The organism is Acidithiobacillus sp., from assembly GCF_049965315.1.
In the GTDB taxonomy this organism is placed as follows: Bacteria; Pseudomonadota; Gammaproteobacteria; order Acidithiobacillales; family Acidithiobacillaceae; genus Acidithiobacillus_B.
Genome location: NZ_JBMFWL010000005.1, coordinates 63,938 through 81,074 on the forward strand (window position 1 = coordinate 63,938; position 17,137 = coordinate 81,074).

General features: G+C 65.2%; 17 protein-coding genes and 1 tRNA gene. 7 read left to right on the top strand and 11 right to left on the bottom strand.

What is annotated here, in order from left to right:
- Positions 1–168 precede the first annotated feature (168 nt).
- A complete protein-coding gene (locus ACP5MM_RS02695) occupies positions 169–1,071 on the top strand; it encodes a LysR family transcriptional regulator (protein ID WP_427934070.1) in 903 nt (300 codons plus the stop codon).
- Here the strand turns inward: ACP5MM_RS02695 and ACP5MM_RS02700 are convergent.
- The 7 genes from ACP5MM_RS02700 to ACP5MM_RS02730 are packed head-to-tail and all read right to left on the bottom strand — an operon-like array spanning position 1,025 to position 8,751.
- Positions 1,025–1,537: an NADH-quinone oxidoreductase subunit B family protein gene (locus ACP5MM_RS02700; RefSeq protein WP_427931899.1), complete on the bottom strand. Its 513-nt coding sequence runs from the start codon at positions 1,535–1,537 to the stop codon at positions 1,025–1,027. The two genes, ACP5MM_RS02695 and ACP5MM_RS02700, sit on opposite strands and share 47 nt — an antisense overlap.
- A gap of 47 nt (positions 1,538–1,584) precedes the next feature.
- On the bottom strand, positions 1,585–3,135 hold the full coding sequence (locus ACP5MM_RS02705) for an NADH-quinone oxidoreductase subunit C (protein ID WP_427931898.1): 1,551 nt from the start codon (positions 3,133–3,135) through the stop codon (positions 1,585–1,587).
- A gap of 14 nt (positions 3,136–3,149) precedes the next feature.
- Complete coding sequence (locus ACP5MM_RS02710) at positions 3,150–4,604, bottom strand: hydrogenase 4 subunit F (RefSeq protein WP_427931896.1); 1,455 nt, start codon at positions 4,602–4,604, stop codon at positions 3,150–3,152.
- Entirely contained in the window at positions 4,601–5,278 is a 678-nt protein-coding gene (locus ACP5MM_RS02715; RefSeq protein WP_427931894.1) for a formate hydrogenlyase, read from the bottom strand. Before ACP5MM_RS02715 ends, ACP5MM_RS02710 begins: the two co-directional genes overlap by 4 nt.
- 1 nt (position 5,279) lies before the next feature.
- Positions 5,280–6,224, bottom strand: coding sequence for a respiratory chain complex I subunit 1 family protein (locus ACP5MM_RS02720; protein WP_427931892.1), 945 nt, complete (start codon positions 6,222–6,224; stop codon positions 5,280–5,282).
- A complete protein-coding gene (gene hyfB / locus ACP5MM_RS02725) occupies positions 6,221–8,209 on the bottom strand; it encodes a hydrogenase 4 subunit B (RefSeq protein WP_427934071.1) in 1,989 nt (662 codons plus the stop codon). Before hyfB ends, ACP5MM_RS02720 begins: the two co-directional genes overlap by 4 nt.
- A complete protein-coding gene (locus ACP5MM_RS02730; protein WP_427934072.1) occupies positions 8,206–8,751 on the bottom strand; it encodes a helix-turn-helix domain-containing protein in 546 nt (181 codons plus the stop codon). The genes hyfB and ACP5MM_RS02730 overlap by 4 nt, the downstream gene beginning before the upstream one ends.
- A gap of 177 nt (positions 8,752–8,928) precedes the next feature.
- On the opposite strand from ACP5MM_RS02730, the gene murJ reads away from it, so the two are divergent.
- The 4 genes from murJ to ACP5MM_RS02750 all read left to right on the top strand — a co-directional run bounded on the left by murJ (position 8,929) and on the right by ACP5MM_RS02750 (position 12,136).
- Positions 8,929–10,482, top strand: a complete 1,554-nt coding sequence (murJ, locus tag ACP5MM_RS02735; RefSeq protein ID WP_427934073.1) for a murein biosynthesis integral membrane protein MurJ — start codon at positions 8,929–8,931, stop codon at positions 10,480–10,482.
- Complete coding sequence (locus ACP5MM_RS02740) at positions 10,472–10,918, top strand: DUF2203 domain-containing protein (RefSeq protein ID WP_427931887.1); 447 nt, start codon at positions 10,472–10,474, stop codon at positions 10,916–10,918. The genes murJ and ACP5MM_RS02740 overlap by 11 nt, the downstream gene beginning before the upstream one ends.
- 95 nt (positions 10,919–11,013) lie before the next feature.
- Positions 11,014–12,015 (top strand): sodium:calcium antiporter, encoded by a 1,002-nt coding sequence (locus ACP5MM_RS02745; protein ID WP_427934074.1) that lies wholly within the window; start codon positions 11,014–11,016, stop codon positions 12,013–12,015.
- A 45-nt stretch (positions 12,016–12,060) separates the two neighbouring features.
- Positions 12,061–12,136 (top strand) — tRNA-Arg (locus ACP5MM_RS02750).
- A 110-nt stretch (positions 12,137–12,246) separates the two neighbouring features.
- On the opposite strand, the gene vapC is transcribed toward ACP5MM_RS02750, so the two are convergent.
- Both vapC and vapB read right to left on the bottom strand, forming a co-directional pair.
- Complete coding sequence (gene vapC, locus ACP5MM_RS02755; protein WP_427931884.1) at positions 12,247–12,648, bottom strand: type II toxin-antitoxin system tRNA(fMet)-specific endonuclease VapC; 402 nt, start codon at positions 12,646–12,648, stop codon at positions 12,247–12,249.
- The gene (gene vapB, locus ACP5MM_RS02760; protein WP_427931882.1) at positions 12,645–12,875 is read right to left on the bottom strand and encodes a type II toxin-antitoxin system VapB family antitoxin; all 231 of its coding nucleotides are present in this window, start codon (positions 12,873–12,875) and stop codon (positions 12,645–12,647) included. Before vapB ends, vapC begins: the two co-directional genes overlap by 4 nt.
- Before the next feature lie 184 nt (positions 12,876–13,059).
- Here vapB and ACP5MM_RS02765 point away from each other — a divergent pair, with 184 nt between their 5' ends.
- Positions 13,060–14,481 carry a cryptochrome/photolyase family protein gene (locus tag ACP5MM_RS02765; protein WP_427931880.1) on the top strand — a complete coding sequence of 474 codons (1,422 nt, stop codon included), beginning with the start codon at positions 13,060–13,062 and terminating at the stop codon, positions 14,479–14,481.
- Positions 14,482–15,033: 552 nt separating this feature from the next.
- A complete protein-coding gene (locus ACP5MM_RS02770) occupies positions 15,034–15,621 on the top strand; it encodes a cytochrome P460 family protein (protein ID WP_427934075.1) in 588 nt (195 codons plus the stop codon).
- A gap of 192 nt (positions 15,622–15,813) precedes the next feature.
- On the opposite strand, the gene ACP5MM_RS02775 is transcribed toward ACP5MM_RS02770, so the two are convergent.
- Both ACP5MM_RS02775 and ACP5MM_RS02780 read right to left on the bottom strand, forming a co-directional pair.
- Positions 15,814–16,395, bottom strand: a complete 582-nt coding sequence (locus ACP5MM_RS02775; RefSeq protein WP_427933506.1) for a phosphate-starvation-inducible PsiE family protein — start codon at positions 16,393–16,395, stop codon at positions 15,814–15,816.
- Between the two features lie 364 nt (positions 16,396–16,759).
- A partial coding sequence (locus tag ACP5MM_RS02780; protein WP_427934076.1) for a zinc ribbon domain-containing protein occupies positions 16,760–17,137 on the bottom strand: 378 nt, incomplete at its 5' end.

The following is a 17,137-nucleotide window of genomic DNA, read 5'->3' on the forward strand; positions in this document are numbered from 1 at the left end:
TCCATGCAGTTGCCCGCGCCCGGGGACCCCGGTGCGATCGCCCATTCCCGGAGCGATGGAGGAACTATAGTCCGCCCCAATCATAAACTCTAATCAGTCTTTATGATTTTTGTGATAAGCTATTGCTGATGAACCAAAGGCTGGGGACGCCCACCCCAGGGAGGGGCCATGCATCTTACCTTTCGCCAGATCCAGGTCTTTGCCGCCGTGGCGCGGCATCAGAGCTTTACCCGCGCCGGCCAGGAGCTGCACCTGAGCCAGCCCGCGGTATCCATGCAGATCAAGCAAATGGAGGAACAGGTGGGCCTGCCCCTCTTCGAGCAGGTCGGACGGAAGATCTACCTCACCGAGGCCGGCCGCGAACTGGCCCGCTACAGCACCGCCATCGCCCAGCAACTGGATGAGGCCGCCCAGGTCATCAACGACCTCAAAGGCCTGGCGGGCGGCCACCTGCATATCGCCGTGGCGACCACCGGCGCCTACATCGCCCCCTATCTGCTCGCCGCCTTCGCGCGCCTGCATCCGCAGCTCAAGGTGAGCATGGACGTCACCAACCGCGAAGCCCTGCTGCATCAGTTGGGCGACAACGAAGTGGATCTGGCCATCATGGGTCGGCCACCCGAAGAACTGGCGCTGGAGGCCACCGCCTTTCTGGACAACCCCCTGGTGGTCATCGCTCCGCCCGGCCATCCGCTGGCCCAGCGTTCCCGGATCCCCCTCCGGGATCTGGCGGAATATCCCTTCATCGTCCGCGAAGCGGGCTCGGGGACGCGCAGCGCCGCGGAACGCTTTTTCAGCAAGGCCGGCGTGTCCCTCCAGACCAGCATGGAAATGAGCAGCCATGAGGCCATCAAGCATGCCGTGCGCGCCGGCATGGGCCTGGGCATCGCCTCCCTGCACACCATCCGCGAGGAACTGACCGCCGGGCACCTGGTCATCCTCGCCGTGCAAGGACTGCCCATTCAGCGCCACTGGTACCTGGTTCACCGTCAGGGCAAGCGCCTTTCCGCCGCCGCCCAGGCTTTCAGGGATTTTCTTCTGCAGCAAGAGGTGGCTCGCCTGCTGCCGTGAGCAGGCCGCGCAGGAGCGCCGCGGGATTGGGCGGGCAGCCGGGGATGCGCACAGCCACGGGAAGGACCGCCTCCACCCCATCCAGCACCGCGTAACTGCCGGCAAAGACCCCGCCGCAGCAGGCGCAATCGCCCATCGCCACCACCCGTTTGGGATGGGGCATGGCGTCGTAGGTGCTGCGCAGGGCCTCGGCCATGTGGCGGGTCACCGGACCGGTCACCAGGAGCACGTCGGCATGGCGAGGAGAGGCGGTGAAGCGAAAGCCGGCATTCTCCAGGCCATAGTGGGGGCCGTTCAGGGCATTGATCTCCAGCTCGCAACCGTTGCAGGAGCCGGCATCCACCTGCCGGATCGCCAGGCTGTGGCGGAAATAGCCGGGCACCCCGTCGGCGCCGGCAGGACCAGGCTTGGGCGGCGGATCGCCGACCCGGCCGAGGCGGATGATTTCTCGCAAGATACGGTACATGGGCGTTTCCTCCCGAAAACGATCGCACCCAGGGCCGGCCCTCGGGCCTAGAGGTCGTGGCCGCTGTAGTTCAGATTGAAGGATTTGTTGATCAGGGGGAAGTCGGCGACGATGTCGCGCAACGCCGCCTGCTCCACGGCCGGCCAGAGGGTCCAGGACGGGTCCTGGGGATGGCAACGGGTGATGCGCCCCTGCTCCATGCGCAGCCAGAGCAGGATCTCTCCCCGCCAGCTCTCCACCCACGCCGCTCCCACCCCATCGGCGGGAAGGCCCGCCACGGGGAGCATGGTCTCTCCCGCGGGGAGCGCGTCGAGAATCCGGTCCTGCAGGCGCAAGGATTCCGTGATCTCGGCGAAGCGCACGGCCATGCGCGCCGCCACATCGCCGTCGCTCTCCAGGGCCATGCGCACCTCCAGCGCATCATAGGGCGGCTGCGGAAACTGCACCCGCAGATCCCAGGCCTGGCCGCTGGCCCGGCCGGCCATGCCCATCATGCCCAGATCAGCGGCCAGGGAAGGGGAAATGCGGCCCAGGGTCACCACCCGGTCGCGCAAACCGCCGTGCTCGGCGAGGATCTCCTGCAGGCGGGCCACCGCCACACCCAAGGTCCGGCCAGCCTCCCGCAGGGCCCCACACTGCCCGGCATCCAGATCAAAGGCCACGCCGCCGGGCGCAATCCGGTCCATGAGATAACGGTGGCCGAAGTAGCGCTCCTGATCCCGCAGGAAGTCTTCCTTGAGGCGGGAAAACTGGGTGAGGGCAAAGGCCAGTCCGGCGTCATTGCCCAGCGCCCCCAGATCCCCCAGGTGGTTGGCCAGGCGCTCCCGCTCCAGGCACAGGGCACGCAGCCAGCGGGCCCGGGGGGGCGGGGTCAGGGCGAGGATCTGCTCCACGGCCTGGGCATAGGCCCAGGCGTAGGCCACCGTGCTGTCTCCGCTCACCCGCCCGGCCAGGCGCGCCCCGCCGGCGATGTCTTGGCCCTGGAAGAGACGCTCCGTCCCTTTATGGGTATAACCCAGGTGCGCCTCCAGGCGCAGGACTTCCTCGCCCAGGACTTGAAAGCGGAAATGGCCGGGTTCAATGATGCCGGCATGGACGGGACCCGCGAAGATCTCATGTACGCCTTCACCGGCCACGGGCACGAAGGCATAGCGACCATCCCCCGCCCTGCCGAGATCGCTGCCCGCAAAGTCCGCGCGGAGGGGAAACTGATCCTCCGGCCAGGCCTGGTGGCGCAGCCAGGGGCGTTGGTCCGCCAAACCCCGGGCGCGGATCCCCAGGAGGTCGTACAGGGTCCGCTCCATGCGGTTGGCGGCGGGGAAAATGGCGGCCAGGGAGGGGGTTTCCGGGCTGACCGCGCCGACCTCCTGCTCGGCGAGAAGGAGCCCCTGCTCAAAGAGGAAGGCGCCATGCACCAGAAAGCATCCTTCCGCGGCACGGCGATCCTCCCCCCACAACCCCATGAGGCGGCCGCCCTGACCATGAATGGCCTGACCCAGGGACGACCACAGGGGAGCGGCGACTCGGCCGGACCACACCGGCGCTGGCCCGGCCCAGCGCCGGAAAGACCCCAATGCCCGCAGTTGTGGACTTGGCATGATCGGCTCCTTGCTCAGTTCAGGAATGCAGCGGCGTGCTGCATCCATTGCACCAGGATGACGGGGATGAAGACCCCCAGCAGTCCCACCAGCGCCAATTGCACGAAAACGGGCAGCATGGTGACCGGTGCCGGGCCGGCATGGGTCCAGGGGGAACGACCGAAGACCATTCCCTGCAGACGCGGGAAAATGGCGGCAAAGGCTACGCCCAGGCCCAGCAGCAACAGGGGAGTGGCCCAGGCCTGGGCATGCATGGTGCTGGTGATGATGAGAAATTCGCTGAGGAAGAGTCCGCTGGGGGGCATCCCGAGGATGGCGAGGACCGCCAGCATCATGGCCCAGCCCAGGACCGGGCTATGCTCCAGCAGTCCGTGGATCCGCTGGATCTCGCGGCTGCCCGCCGTCTGCACCGCCTGGCCGACGGAGAAAAAGACCGCCGACTTGGTGAGGCTGTGACTGAGCATGTGGAGAATGCCGGCGAAGCTGGCCACGGGGCCGCCCACCCCGAAGGCAAAGGTGGCCAGCCCCATGTGCTCCACCGAGGAGTAGGCAAAGAGCCGCTTCACGTCGCGTTGGCGCAGCATGGAAAAGGCCGCCACCAGCAACGAGAGCAGGCCGAAGCCCATGAGCAGATGCGCCGCGAAATCGGGACCCACGGCACCGTCCACCAGGACCTTGGTGCGCAGGACGGCATAGAGGGCCACATTGAGCAGCAGCCCCGAGAGCACCGCCGAAACCGAACTGGGACCGCTGGCATGGGCATCGGGAAGCCAGTTGTGCAAGGGGGCCAGCCCCACCTTGGTGCCGTAGCCCACCAGCACGAAGACGAAGGCGATGGCCATGACGTGGGGCTGCAACTGCCCCCGTACCGCGTCGAGATGGGTCCAGAGCAGGGCCTGACTGCCGCTGCCCAGGACCCGCTGCGCCGCGAAGTACAGCAGAATGGTGCCGAATAGGGCCATGGCCAAGCCCACGCCGCAGAGAATGAAATATTTCCACGCGGCCTCCAGGCCCTCGGCGGTACGAAAGAGGCTGACCAGGAGCACCGTCGCCAGGGTCGCCCCTTCCATGGCCACCCAGAGGATGCCCATGCTGTTGGTCAGCAAGGCCAGCAGCATGGTGAAGAGAAAGGTCTGGAACATGACGTGATAGAGGCGCATGCGCCCCCGGGAAAGCTGCCAATGCGCCGCTTCCCTGGCCATGTAGCCGCGCGAGAAAAGGGCCGTGCTGAAACCCACCACCCCGTCGACAAGGACCAGCAGCATGCTGAAGTCGTCCACCACGAACTGCTCATGGGCCGCCGTGAAGCCACCCGTCAGGGCCACCTGCCCGGCCAGCGCCAGGGTGGCGAGCAGGGTGAGGCCGTTCACCGCCACGAAGATCCAGCCGCCCGGCCGCCCGTATCCCCACAGCCCGAGCAGGGGGATGCCGACAAATGCGCAAGCCAATACCAGTAGAATCAGCATCATTCCTCGCGAATGCGTTCGAGATGGGAGAGATCCATGCTGTCGAAGGTCTCGCGCATCTGGAAAAAAAAGATCCCGAGGATGACAAAGCCGATGAGCGCATCCAGGGCCACGCCCAGTTCGACGATCATGGGCATCCCCAGGGTGGCGCTGGTGGCCGCGAAGAAGAGCCCATTATCCATGGCCAGGAAGCCCACCACCTGGGAAATGGCCTTGCGGCGGGTGATCATCATCAGGAAGGACAGGAGTACCGCCGCCAGGGCGATGCCCACCATGCCGCGGGTGATGGTGCCCGTCAGGGCGCTGATGGGGGCGGCCAGACTGAAGGCAAAGATCACCAGCACGATACCCAGCAGGAGCGTGGTGGGGATATTGATCACCGCTTCCACGTCGCCACGAACCTTGAGGCGGCGCAGGAGGCGATGCAGGACGGCAGGAATCAGCAGCGCCTTGAGGCCCAGGGTCAGGGCGGCCGAATACCACAGTTCCGTCTGGCCGGTGAGGAGGGCCACCAGGGCCGTCCCCAGGGCGAGGACGAAGCCTTGCCAGGCAAGCAGATGGATGAGGGTCAGGAGGCGCCGCTGCGCCAGCATGGCAAAGCCGATGAGCAGCAGCAGGGCGGCGAGCAGCTTCAGCAGCGACGTCCCCCAAACGGCGATATGCGCGCTCACCAGCATCTCAGGCCCCCAACATGAAATAACTCAGAAGCCCGATCACCCCCAAGAGGAAGGCCGTGGCCATGAACTCCGGAGCGCGGAAGAGGCGCAGCTTGGCGAGCAGGGTTTCGATGACGGCCAGGACCGCCCCGGCGGCGAGGAGCTTGAGCGCCAGCCACAGGCAGGCCGCCGGCAAGGCCGCGGGATCGCCCGCCGGGGCGATCCCCCAGGGCAGGAAAAGGGCAATGCCGATCCCCACATAGAGCAGCAGCTTGATCTGCGCCGCCCACTCCACCAGGGCCAGGTGGCGACCCGAGTATTCGAGGATCATGGCCTCGTGGATCATGGTCAGCTCCAGGTGGGTGGCGGGATTGTCCACGGGGATGCGGGCGTTCTCCGCCAGCAGCACCATGAAAAAGGCGGCGGCGGCAAAGACCATGCTGGGATGCAGGGCAAAGCGCAGGCTCTCCAGATGATCGACGATGCTGCTCAGGGATGTGGAGTGGGACAGCAGCGAGGCGGTAAAGAGGGCGGCCAGCAAGGCCGGCTCCGCCATGGCCGCCACCAGCATCTCCCGGCGCGCCCCCAAGGTGCCGAAGGCGGTGCCGGTATCCATGGCCGCCAGGACCTGGAAGACCCGCGCGAGGGCGAAGAGGCCCACCAGGGCGATGACATCGGCCGCCGGCGCCAGGGGGAGGGCGGTGGCCAGGATGGGGACGATCCCCGCCGCCAGCCACATGGCCGCAAAAAGGAGATAGGGCGTGGCGCGGAAGAGCCAGGACGTCCCCTCGGCGATGATGGATTCCTTGTGGAAGAGGCGCAGGAGATCCCGGTACGGCTGCAGGATCCCGGCCGGCCGGCGGTTTTGCAGCAGGGCGCGGGCATTCTGCAGATAGCCGGCGAAGAGCGGCGCCAGCAGGAGCACCAGCAGGGTTTGCAGGACCTGGAAGAGGTTCGCGGCCATCATCGCAGCAGCGCCAGGAGCAGGAGCAGGGTCAGGAAGCTGTACAGGAGATACACCGTGATGCGCCCCTGCTGCAGGCGCACCATCTGGGCCGACAGCCAGGCCGCGGTGGCGGCCAGGGGGCGATACAGGTACGCGGTGACGGGTTCCCCCAACTGCAGGCTGAGGCGCGGCGCCGCCGTTGACAAGGCTTCCCGGCGCAACTGGAACACGGGGCGGAAAATGCGCAACAAGGGCTCGACAAAACCCAGTGGGCTATCCTGCATGCGTGCCGTGCGCAGCGGAAAGCCGCAGGCCCAGACCCCGGCGCGGCGCAACGGGCGGCCAAAGCGCCACCACACCAGCACAAAGGCGACGCCGAGGGCCAGGGCGATCCCGAAGAGGAAAATGACCGGGCTGTAGCTGGCCCGCTGGGCGGAAACCGGCGTCAGCCACAGCCAGCCCTGCCGCCCGAGGCCTTGCCCCACCATCTCCCGGATCACCGGGTCGAGCAGGCCGATCAGAACACCCGGGAACAGGCCCAGGGCAACGCAGGCCAGGGCGAGAAGGCCCATGGCGCCGCGCTCCCAGCGCCCCGTCTCATGGACCGGCAAATGGGCCCTGGGCTGCCCCAGAAAGGAGATGCCGTAAAACTTGACCATGGCGTAGGCCGCCAAGGCGGCGGACAACACCACTCCGGAGGCCGCCAGGGGCAGGACGGCGCTCAGGGTGCTTTGGGGCAGTGCGGGGGCCAGCAAAAAGGCCTGCAGGAGCAGCCACTCGGAGACGAAGCCGTTGAGGGGGGGCAGCCCGGCAATGGCCAGCACCCCCACCAGCATGAAAAAGGCCGTCTGCGGCATCCGCTGGATGAGGCCGCCCAGGCGGTCCATGGCCACCGTCCCGGCGGCATGCAGCACGCTGCCGCTGCCGAGAAAGAGCAGGCCCTTGAAAAAGGCGTGATTCAGGGCGTGATAGAGGGCCGCGATGAGGGCCAGGGCCGCCAACGCATCGAGGCCGTGGGCGCGGAAGATCAGCGCCAGGCCCATGGCCACCATGATCAGCCCCATGTTTTCAATGGACGAATAAGCCAGGAGCCGCTTCATGTCGGTCTGCGCCGCCGCGAAGAGGACGGCAAAAAGGGCGCTGGCCAGGCCCACCAGCAGGACGAAGGGGCCCCACCAGTCCGCCGCCCGGGGCAAAAAGAGGAAATCCACGCGCAGCATGCCATAGAAGGCCGTCTGCAGCATGGCCCCGCTCATGAGGGCGGAAACCGGTGCGGGGGCGGCCGGATGGGCCTCGGGCAACCAGATATGCAAGGGCAGGAGGCCGGCCTTGGCGCCGAAGCCGAAGAAGGTCAGCAAAAACGCCGCCGACGCCCAGAAAGGACTGAGCTGGGCCTGCATCATGGCGGCAAAACTCCCGCCCTGCAGGATCTGCACTCCCGCCAGCACCGCAAAGCCCAGGAGGATGGCCAGGGCGCCCAGATGGGCGATGAGGAGATACAGGAAGCCGGCCCGTCGGCTGCCCTCCTCCTCATGCTCCGTCACCACCAGAAAATAGGAGGCGATGGCCATGATCTCCCAGGCGACCAGGAAGGTGTAGGCGTTGTCGGCCAGCAGGACCAGCCCCATCCCCAGCAAGAAGCTCTGGTATTGCAGAAAGAGCCGACGCAGGGCGGCCGCCGGCAACGGGCGAAAGTAACCGGTGGCGAAGACCGAGACGGCGGCGGCGAGCAGTCCGAGCAGGATGAGGAAAAAACCCGAGAGGGGATCCAGGCGAAAGGACCAGGGCAGGACGGGGAAGGGCCCGGCAAGCTCCAGGACGTCGGGGGTTGCCGTCAAGGCCCAGAACCCCGCCGCGGCGAGGAGCAGTCCGCCCATGGCGCTCAGGGGAAAAACCACGCGGCAGGCCAGGGCCTGGCGCCCGCCCAGGGCAAAGCCCAGCAACCCCAGGCCCAGCCACGAGAGCAGGGCCGCCATGGCCAGATCCAGAGGCAGGGCCGCCATCATTGCGCCACCACGACGAGCAGGGTCGTGGGACCGCTGCTGGCGTTATGCCAGTTGTGGGGCAGGCGCGGATCGTAGTAGATGGCGTCGCCGGCCCGCAGTTCGCTCACCGTCCCTTGCTGCTCGAAGCGCGCCGCGCCGTGGATGACCATGGCGAACTCCTCTCCTTCGGCGCTGGCGTAGGGATGCTCGCCGCATTCGCCGCCCGCCTCCAGAACCATCAGCAGCGGCTGCATCTTTTTGCGCGCCAGCCCCCGCGCCAGGGGCTCGATGCTGGCATGGGAGCCCGCACTGTAGACCTTGCGCCGTGCGCCGGCGCGCATCACCAGCGGCACCCCCTCCGTATCCCCCTCATCGAAGAGCGTGGCAATGGGGACCCCCAGGGCCGCGCAGATCTTCTCCAGGGTCGCGATGGACGGCGAATTCTGTCCCGCCTCGATCTGCGAAAGGGCGCTGGCGGAAACGTCCGCCCGCTCGGCCAGGGCGCGCAGGGACAAGCCCTGCTCCTCGCGCATCTGCCGAATCCTCTCGCTGACTTTCTGCATGGAGGGCAGTGTACGCAAAAACGGACACGATGCCAACAATTATGATCACCTCCTTGCCGACATCTCCTCCCCAGCCGACCCGGATCCGGCCCACGGCCCCGCTTCCGCCTTGGCGCCCCTCTCCCATCATGTCACAATCCAAACAATGATCTCCCCGCCAGCCACGATGTCTGCAGCATGAGCCGCAGCCCTCTCCACAGCGTCCTGAAGGTAGGAAGCAACACCATGGTGTCGCGCCTGCTGGGTTTCGTGCGCGACGTGATCCTGGCGCGGCTCTTTGGCGCCGGCGAGATGGCCGATGCCTTTTTCGTCGCCTTTCGCGTCCCCAACCTCTTCCGCCGCCTCTTTGGCGAGGGGGCCTTTTCCCAGTCCTTCGTGCCGGTCCTCGGGGAATACCGGACCACCCGCAGCGCGGAGGAAACCCGGGCCTTTGTGGAGGACGTGGCGGGCTGGCTCGCCCTGACCCTGGCCCTGGTGACGGTCGTGGGCATGCTCGCCGCCAGCGCCATCGTCTATGCCATCGCCCCCGGTTTCGCCGACAATCCGGCCAAGTTCGCCCTCACCGTGGAACTGCTGCGCATCACCTTTCCCTATCTTTTCTTCATCTCCCTGGTGGCCCTGGCGGGGGGCATCCTCAATACCTACGGGCATTTCACGGTGCCCGCCTTCACCCCCGTATTCCTCAATCTCAGCATCATCGCCGCCGCCCTGTGGTGGGCCCCCCACCTGGCCCAGCCGGCGGTCGCCGTAGCCTGGGGGGTATTCGCCGGCGGAGTGCTCCAGATCCTCTTTCAGTTGCCCGCCCTGAAACGGGTGGGCCATCTGCACTGGCCGCGCCTGCGCCGCCGCGATCCCGGCGTGCTCAAGGTCCTGCGCCTCATGGGACCGGCCGCCTTTGGCGCCTCGGTGGCGCAGATCAACCTCTTCCTCAACACCATCCTCGCCTCCCTGGTGGGCGCCAACGTCGTTTCCTATCTCTATTACTCGGATCGCCTGGTGGAGTTTCCCCTGGGGGTCTTCGGCGTCGCCCTGGGGACTGTGGTGCTGCCCATGCTCTCCCGCCAGGCGGCGGAACAGTCGCCGCAATTCCGCCACACCCTCGACTGGGCCCTGCGCCTGACCTGGCTCATCGGCCTGCCCGCCACCATCGGCCTGCTGCTCCTCGGCGGGCCGCTGCTCATCAGCCTCTTTCGCTACGGCGCCTACACCGCCCACGACGCCCGGGAGAGCTATCTCAGCCTCCTGGGCTACGGGCTGGGCATCCTCCCCATCATTGCCGCCCGGGTCCTGGCGCCGGCCTTCTACGCGCGGCAGAACACCCGCACGCCGGTCAAGTTCGGCATGATCAGCGTCGCCACCAATATGGTCCTCAGCCTCATCCTCGCCTGGCCCCTGCAGCAGCTCGGCCTGGCCCTGGCCACCAGCTTCGCCGCTCTGGTCAATGCCGTCCTGCTGGGACGGCGCCTCTACCGCGATGAAAGCTACCGGCCCATGCCCGGCTGGGCCCTCTTCCTGGCCAAGTCTTCGGGGCTGGCCCTGCTCATGGGCCTGCTGCTCTATTATTTCCGCGGCGCCGATTCGCTGTGGCTGGCCCTGTCCATGGGTGAACGCTTCCTCCGCCTGGGCGTGCTCATCCTCCTCGCCACCCTGCTCTATCTGGCCGGGGCATGGCTGCTGGGGGTGCAGGAAATCCGGGAACTCTTGCACCGGCGGCTGCCCCATGCCGGATAAGCCCAACCCCGGACCGGACGCCAGGCCCCTGTGCACCATCCGCATGCCCGGCGACGTGCGCGTCTTCACCCTCGCCGAAGCCCGGGTTCTCTTTCCCCTGGTCCAGCGCATCACCGCCGCCGCCTACCAGGAGCTCGACCCCATCGCCGCCAGCCTCCGCGCGGGAGTGGCCCAGCGCAGCGAGCTGGAGCGCCTGGAACAGCGCTACGAAGCCATCATCCACCGTTGGGTAGGCAAGATGGAACGCCTGGGCGTGGTGGTGACCGGCCTATGGCTGGTGGATTTCGACACGGGCGACGGCTACCTGTGCTGGCGCTACCCGGAGGCGGAACTGGGCCATTACCATGGCTATCAGCAAGGTTTCGGCCAACGCCGTCCGGTGCGGGAAGTCATCGCGCAGGAGCACCCTTCCTGGGCCGAAAGCCCGGAGTCCTAGGCGGCTTCGCATGCCATCGAGCGGAGCCTTGCGGCCAAGCGCATCGGTCCCTCCCTCCATGGTTTTTATGAGGCCAGGCATGGCATAATCCGGGCATGGATATGCTGCTGCTCATGCTCGCCCTCGTCGTCATTCTGCTCGGTGCAGAGGCCTTCACCAATGCCCTCGAACACCTCGGCGATCGCATGGGTATTTCCGAAGGGGTTACGGGGTCCATCTTCGCCGCGGTGGGCACCGCGCTGCCCGAAGCCATGGTCCCCATCGTGGCGGTATTCGCAGCCAACCACGGCAATCCGCATCTGGGGGAGGAAGTGGGGGTCGGCGCCATCCTCGGGGCGCCCATGATGCTCTCCACCCTCACCCTCTTCCTCATGGCCCTCTTTGCCGCCCAGGGGCGCGGGGTCAAGGGGGCGCTGCGGCCGGAACCGACGGGCTTGCGGCGCGATCTGGGCTGGTTCCTGGCCGCCTTCAGCCTCTCGGCGCTGGCCCTTTTCGTGCCCCACACCGCCATGCTGGCGCGGGTGGCCATCGGCCTGACCCTGGTCCTGATGTACTTCCTCTACGTCCTGTCCACCCTCCGCGCCTCCGCGGCCCTGGTCGCGGACGGCCACGGCACTGAAGCCGGCCATCCCCTTTACCTCGGCAAAACAGGGCTGCCCACCGCCATGCCCAGCATTCTCGTCCAGCTTGCGCTCGGCCTGGCGGCCATCGTCGGCGGCGCCAAGCTCTTTGTCTCGGGCATAGAAAGCCTCTCGGGCTGGCTGGGCATCTCCGCCCTGGTGCTCTCGCTGCTGGTGGTGCCCATCGCCACCGAGCTGCCGGAAAAGATCAACAGCATCCTGTGGATCCGCCGGCGCAAGGATACCCTCGCCTTTGGCAACATTACCGGTGCCCTGGTCTTCCAGGGCACCCTCCTGCCCGCCATCGGCGTCCTCCTCACCCCCTGGCAACCCTCCCCTCCGGTGCTGCTCGGCATCGGCATCACCCTGCTGGCCAGCGGCTACACCTATCTCCTGGCGCGGCGCGGCGCCATGCGGCCCTACCATTTCGCCTTCAACGGCCTGTGTTACGGGGCCTATTTCTTCATCCTCGCCTGATTTCCCCTCCCCCCGGCGCCCAAATTTTTGTTACAATCGGCGCACGCCCCGGTAGCTCAGTGGATAGAGCAACCGCCTCCTAAGCGGTAGGTCGACCGTTCGATTCGGTTTCGGGGCACCATATAGTCAACGTATTACTTCGGAGGCAGAGCGAACCACCATTGCCAATGTGCTAGAGCGCTACATGCAAGAAGTTCTTCCATCCAAGAGGACGCCCACGCGACCACTGGATCAGTTCACCCAATCCACGACGCGCAATCCGGGAACCCGCTCGAACTCCCGCAGGTTGTTGGTCACGACGATCAAACCGCGGCTTCTGGCGTGGCCCGCGATCATCTGGTCATAAGGCCCGATGGGCTTACCGATCCTGGCCAGTTCGGCGCGGAGCTGCCCGGTATGCTTGGCGGCTTCGCTCCCATATTCGAGGACTTCCAACCTGGCGGCGAATCCTTCGATCTCCGCCAGGTTGCGCTCTGGTGCTTGTGACTTCTCCGCACCATAGATCAGCTCCATCAAGGTGACCGCGCTGATGGCCATTTGTCCGTGATGCCGGCGGAACTGTTCCCGGATCTCCGGCGGCTTGCGCTTGATGGTGAAAATGCAGATGTTGGTATCCAGCAGGTAGTTGATCACAGGGATTCCCGGACCTGATCGGCGGGTTGCTCGCGATGTTCCATGAAATCTGCGCTGACCCCTTCGCCATCGAACCAGCTTTCCCAGGATTCTCCCGCAGGAATCAGCATCCGCGCCCGGCCCATGACGAGCACCTCCACGCGCTTCACATCGGCGGGGAAGGCGATGGCTTTGGGTAGGCGCACCGCCTGGCTGCGGTTGCTTTGAAAAATGGTGGCCTTTTCCATGTTGGGCGACTCCATAGTATATGGCAATGGAATATACATATAATCCGGCAACGCACGGGCGTCAAGAGCGGTCCTTCTTATCGGGTCAACCGCCTCTCCGCCACGCCGGCATCTCGAATATCTTTGATCCTCACCGGGTTGTGCCCGTAAACTGAACGAACCAACGGCAATCAACGCCCTCCCGATGCGTACACGCACCATCGTCCTTTTTCGTCAGGATCTGCGCCTGGCTGATCACCCGGCCCTCTGGGCGGGGGCCCAACGGGGGCCGGTGTTGCCCGTGTTCATCCCCGATCCCCTGGATGAACACGGTGCTGCTTGGCGCTGGTGGCACGACCGAAGTCTCGCTGCGTTTTCTGCGGCTCTCGCCGAACGCGGGTTACCCTTGATCCTGCGCCGCGGCGATCTCTTGGCAACGGTGCGGGAGATGGTCGTCCAGAGCGGCGCCAGTGCCGTGTTCTGGAATCGCCGTTATGATCCGTCCGGTATGGCGCGGGATCGTGCCCTCAAGGCCGCTCTTCTGGCCGATGGTGTGGAGGCCCGTTCCTTTCCTGGCGATCTTTTGGCCGAACCCTGGGAACTCCTGCGGGGCGATCGTCCGTACCGGGTCTTCACCCCCTTCTGGAAAGCCTTTCTGGCGCGGGGCCAAGTGGTCGAGCCTCTGCCCATTCCGGACCACTTGCAGGCTCCGTCCTCCATTCCGAGCAGCGACAACCTGGACAGCTTGGTCTGGCGGCCACGAAAACCAGATTGGTCAGCGCGGCTCGCCACCGCATGGGAGCCCGGCGAGAATGGTGCCTGGCGGCGTTTTCGCGACTTTCTGGAAACCGGACTTTACTGCTACGACGGCGGCCGCAATGAACCGGCCCGTCACTGCGTCTCCCGGCTCTCGCCGCACCTCGCCCATGGCGAACTGAGTCCTCGGCAAATCTGGCAACAGATGCGGGAGACGGCGTCACGACATCCGCAATTAGCCATAAGCGCCGACGCCTTTCTGCGGGAACTGGGCTGGCGGGAGTTTTCCTGGCATCTGCTCTATCACTTTCCGGATCTGCCCCATACCCCACTGCGCCCGGAATTCGCGCGCTTTCCCTGGCGCGAGGATCGCGGGGCGCTGGGCGCCTGGCAGCGGGGACGAACCGGCTATCCGCTGATCGACGCCGGCATGCGCGAACTCTGGCAAACAGGCTGGATGCACAATCGGGTGCGAATGATCGCGGCGAGCTTTCTGGTCAAGGATTTGAGGATCCCCTGGCAAGAAGGCGCCGCCTGGTTCCGGGATACCTTGGTGGATGCGGATCTCGCCAATAACAGCGTCTCCTGGCAGTGGGTGGCCGGTTGCGGTGCCGATGCCGCGCCTTACTTCCGGATATTCAACCCCGTGCTGCAATCGCGAAAATTCGATCCCAATGGGGTTTATCTGCGGCGCTGGCTACCGGAACTGGGCTCCCTCGATGATACCGATATCCATGCCCCCGACAATGCCGACGACTTGGCGCTGGCCCGTGCTGGCATCGTCCTCGGGCGGGACTATCCCTTCCCCATGGTCGATCATGCGATGGCCCGTGAAGCGGCCCTGCAGGCCTTCGCTCAACTCAAGAAATGACATCATCATCCGGCCTCGCGCCACTGCCAGTAGCGGTCCGGGATTCGCTTGGCCGTGGTTCTGGTGACCAGGTGGCCGTATTTGGCAACGAGGGTGTCCGGCAGATGCGCGCCGATGGCGCGATGGCCTCCGGCTTATCGTGAAGGATCTTCGCACGACCAATGCGGATTACAGATGAAACCTTGTCCATGGGACCATCCGGGCGCTCCGAAAAAAAGGCCGACCCGGAGAGAGTCGGCCTTTGCCGGTCGCCTGAAGAGGGCTCAGGCCGCTGCGGGCGTTGGGGTTGCCAGCTTACGCAGATCCACCCCGGTCTGCGGAGCGCGTAATCGGTGGCTCAGCGCCAATGTCGATACCCCCAGATGTTTGGCCGCTCAAGTAAAGCTTCTCTCATGCGCCACCGCAACAAAGGCCAAGAGGTCGCATCAGGTTGGTCATAGATAAATGCATATCGCCGGACGCTCCCGGCACAGCAGCGCCGACATTGAAGATGACCTATCCGGCCGCTACCATGATATTTGGTCTTGTTTGCATGATACGGGAGGGATACCCATGCGCCCACTGACGACAGCCATCACGTTCGCCCTGCTTTTCCCCATGGCGCCCCTTGCCTATGGCAGCCAGGCACCGAGTCCTCAAGCCCTCTGGCGCGAGATCCAGGGTTTACAGCAAGCCCATGCGATCATGCCGGGGAGCAAAACCTTCCAGCCCGGATCCCGGACCGTGGATTATTTCACCACGGATCTTAGCAACAAACCGGCCGATGAAGCTATGGCCAAGGCCGGCGGCATTCTCCGGGTCCATCGCTATCCCAACGGCACCTTGGTGGTCAAGGAGAACTACGCGAAGGACAAGAAGCCGACCGGGGTCACGGCGATGCTCAAGCTCAAGGGATACGATGCGGCGGATCGCGACTGGGTGATGGCGGCCTACGATCCGACGGGGAAGGTGTTGGCGTACGGCAAGGTGGGATCCTGCATCGCCTGCCACGTGATGGTCCGCAAGCAGGATCTGGTTTTTGCCCCGCCGCCGACGCAGCTCCTGCCGATTTCCACCTGGAAGGCATTTTTCCCGAAGCAGGAGATTTCTCCGGTCTACGCCCGCCTCCTGAAAACGCATGCCGCGAATGTCGTGCATTGATCGATAGGCGCCGCGAATAATTCCTTTATGCGGAACGCAAGCTCAAGGAGATCCTCCCGCCGGTAGAAAAGGAATTTAGAACGGCCGAGGAAAACTGCGCACCGGCCGGGAAGCACAGGCCATCCGAGAATACGGCCGCATGGGACGGCGCGCATGCCCTCCCTGGCGAGCAGATCCATCTCCCGGGCGCGTTCAGGAATGGGGTGAATCGCCATCAGGTCGCTGGAAATTTGCGTGACCGCGCCAGCCTGAAGCGGAGTGCGTTTCCTTTGGCCCAAACGGGGCGTGGGCACGGTCGCGCTTGTCCATGAGGTAGTAGACGATCCCCAGGAAGAGCACCGAAACGGCAAAGGCAAGGATTCGCAAGGGCGAGGCCGCCTCCGTCTCCAGGATAATGAACTGGCGGGACACGGCAAGGATGGCGATGAGCACCACCGTCTTGACGCGCACGATCTGGCCGCGGTGGGAGATGGAATGAAAGATGGTATGGTTGAATTCCATGGCGATGAGCAGGCTCAGGACATTGCCGAAGATGACGGTGATGGCGTCCCGGGCAGGACCGGACACCGCACCATGGACGATGAGCCCGTAGACTTCCTGGGCCAGGCCCCGGAGGGCGGAGAGGATGACCAGGATCAGGAAGAAAGACAGCACCAGGGAGACGATCTGCTCGAAGCGCTCATAAAAATCGAGAATGGGCCAGCGCTGGCGCAGGTTGCCGAAGAGCCAGGGATAGGGCCGCGGCCCGGGCTGCTGCTGGGATGGATCCGTCATGTCCTGCCCCCTTGATTTGGGTATGCCGGTGAATCGTACACCGCGCCATCGATCATCTCTACCGTTCCCGCCCGGCCCCAGGAAGCCGCGATGGGCGAATCCGCGTGCTCCTGGGGCAGTTCAAGGATAGAGGCAAACGGCAGCCGCTCTCCGCCAGGCTGATACCACGGAGCTACCGGGCCGGTGAGGCCATCAGCACAGCGTTCTCTTTCCCTCAGCGCGGAAGTGAGTTATTCGACATTCGGTGCAGCCCGTTGTCGTATGAATAAGCGAGTGGCGTGAAGATGGCCCTGATGTCCTATCCAGAATCCGCAAAAGGCGGTCGCAGCTATTACCATGATGAACTCTCCCGCCGCTAAACCGATTACACGGTTGTAGCGGGGGTTTCTTCCCTCACGGAAAGAGGTTCCTGGTTCGCTGTCCCCTGCGTCAGGCTGTTTCCAGCCTCACGGCTTACGATGGACTCCCCAGGCGTAGATTCGGACCGCACCGGCCCTATTACCGCTTCTTCTTTTTGCCGAAATATCCCGCAGCGCTTACTCTCTTTTGGCTGATAGCCTCCAGAAAGCAGCGACCGCACACCGCGCCTGGCAATGACCCGCGCAGCGTTGTGATCGGCATTGTCCTGATGCCCGCAGACTTGGCAGACGAACCGGGATTGCGAAACCCGGTTGTCAGGGTGGATGTGCCCGCACTCGGCACATTCCTGCGAGGTTTGATAAGGGTTGATATTGATGCACAG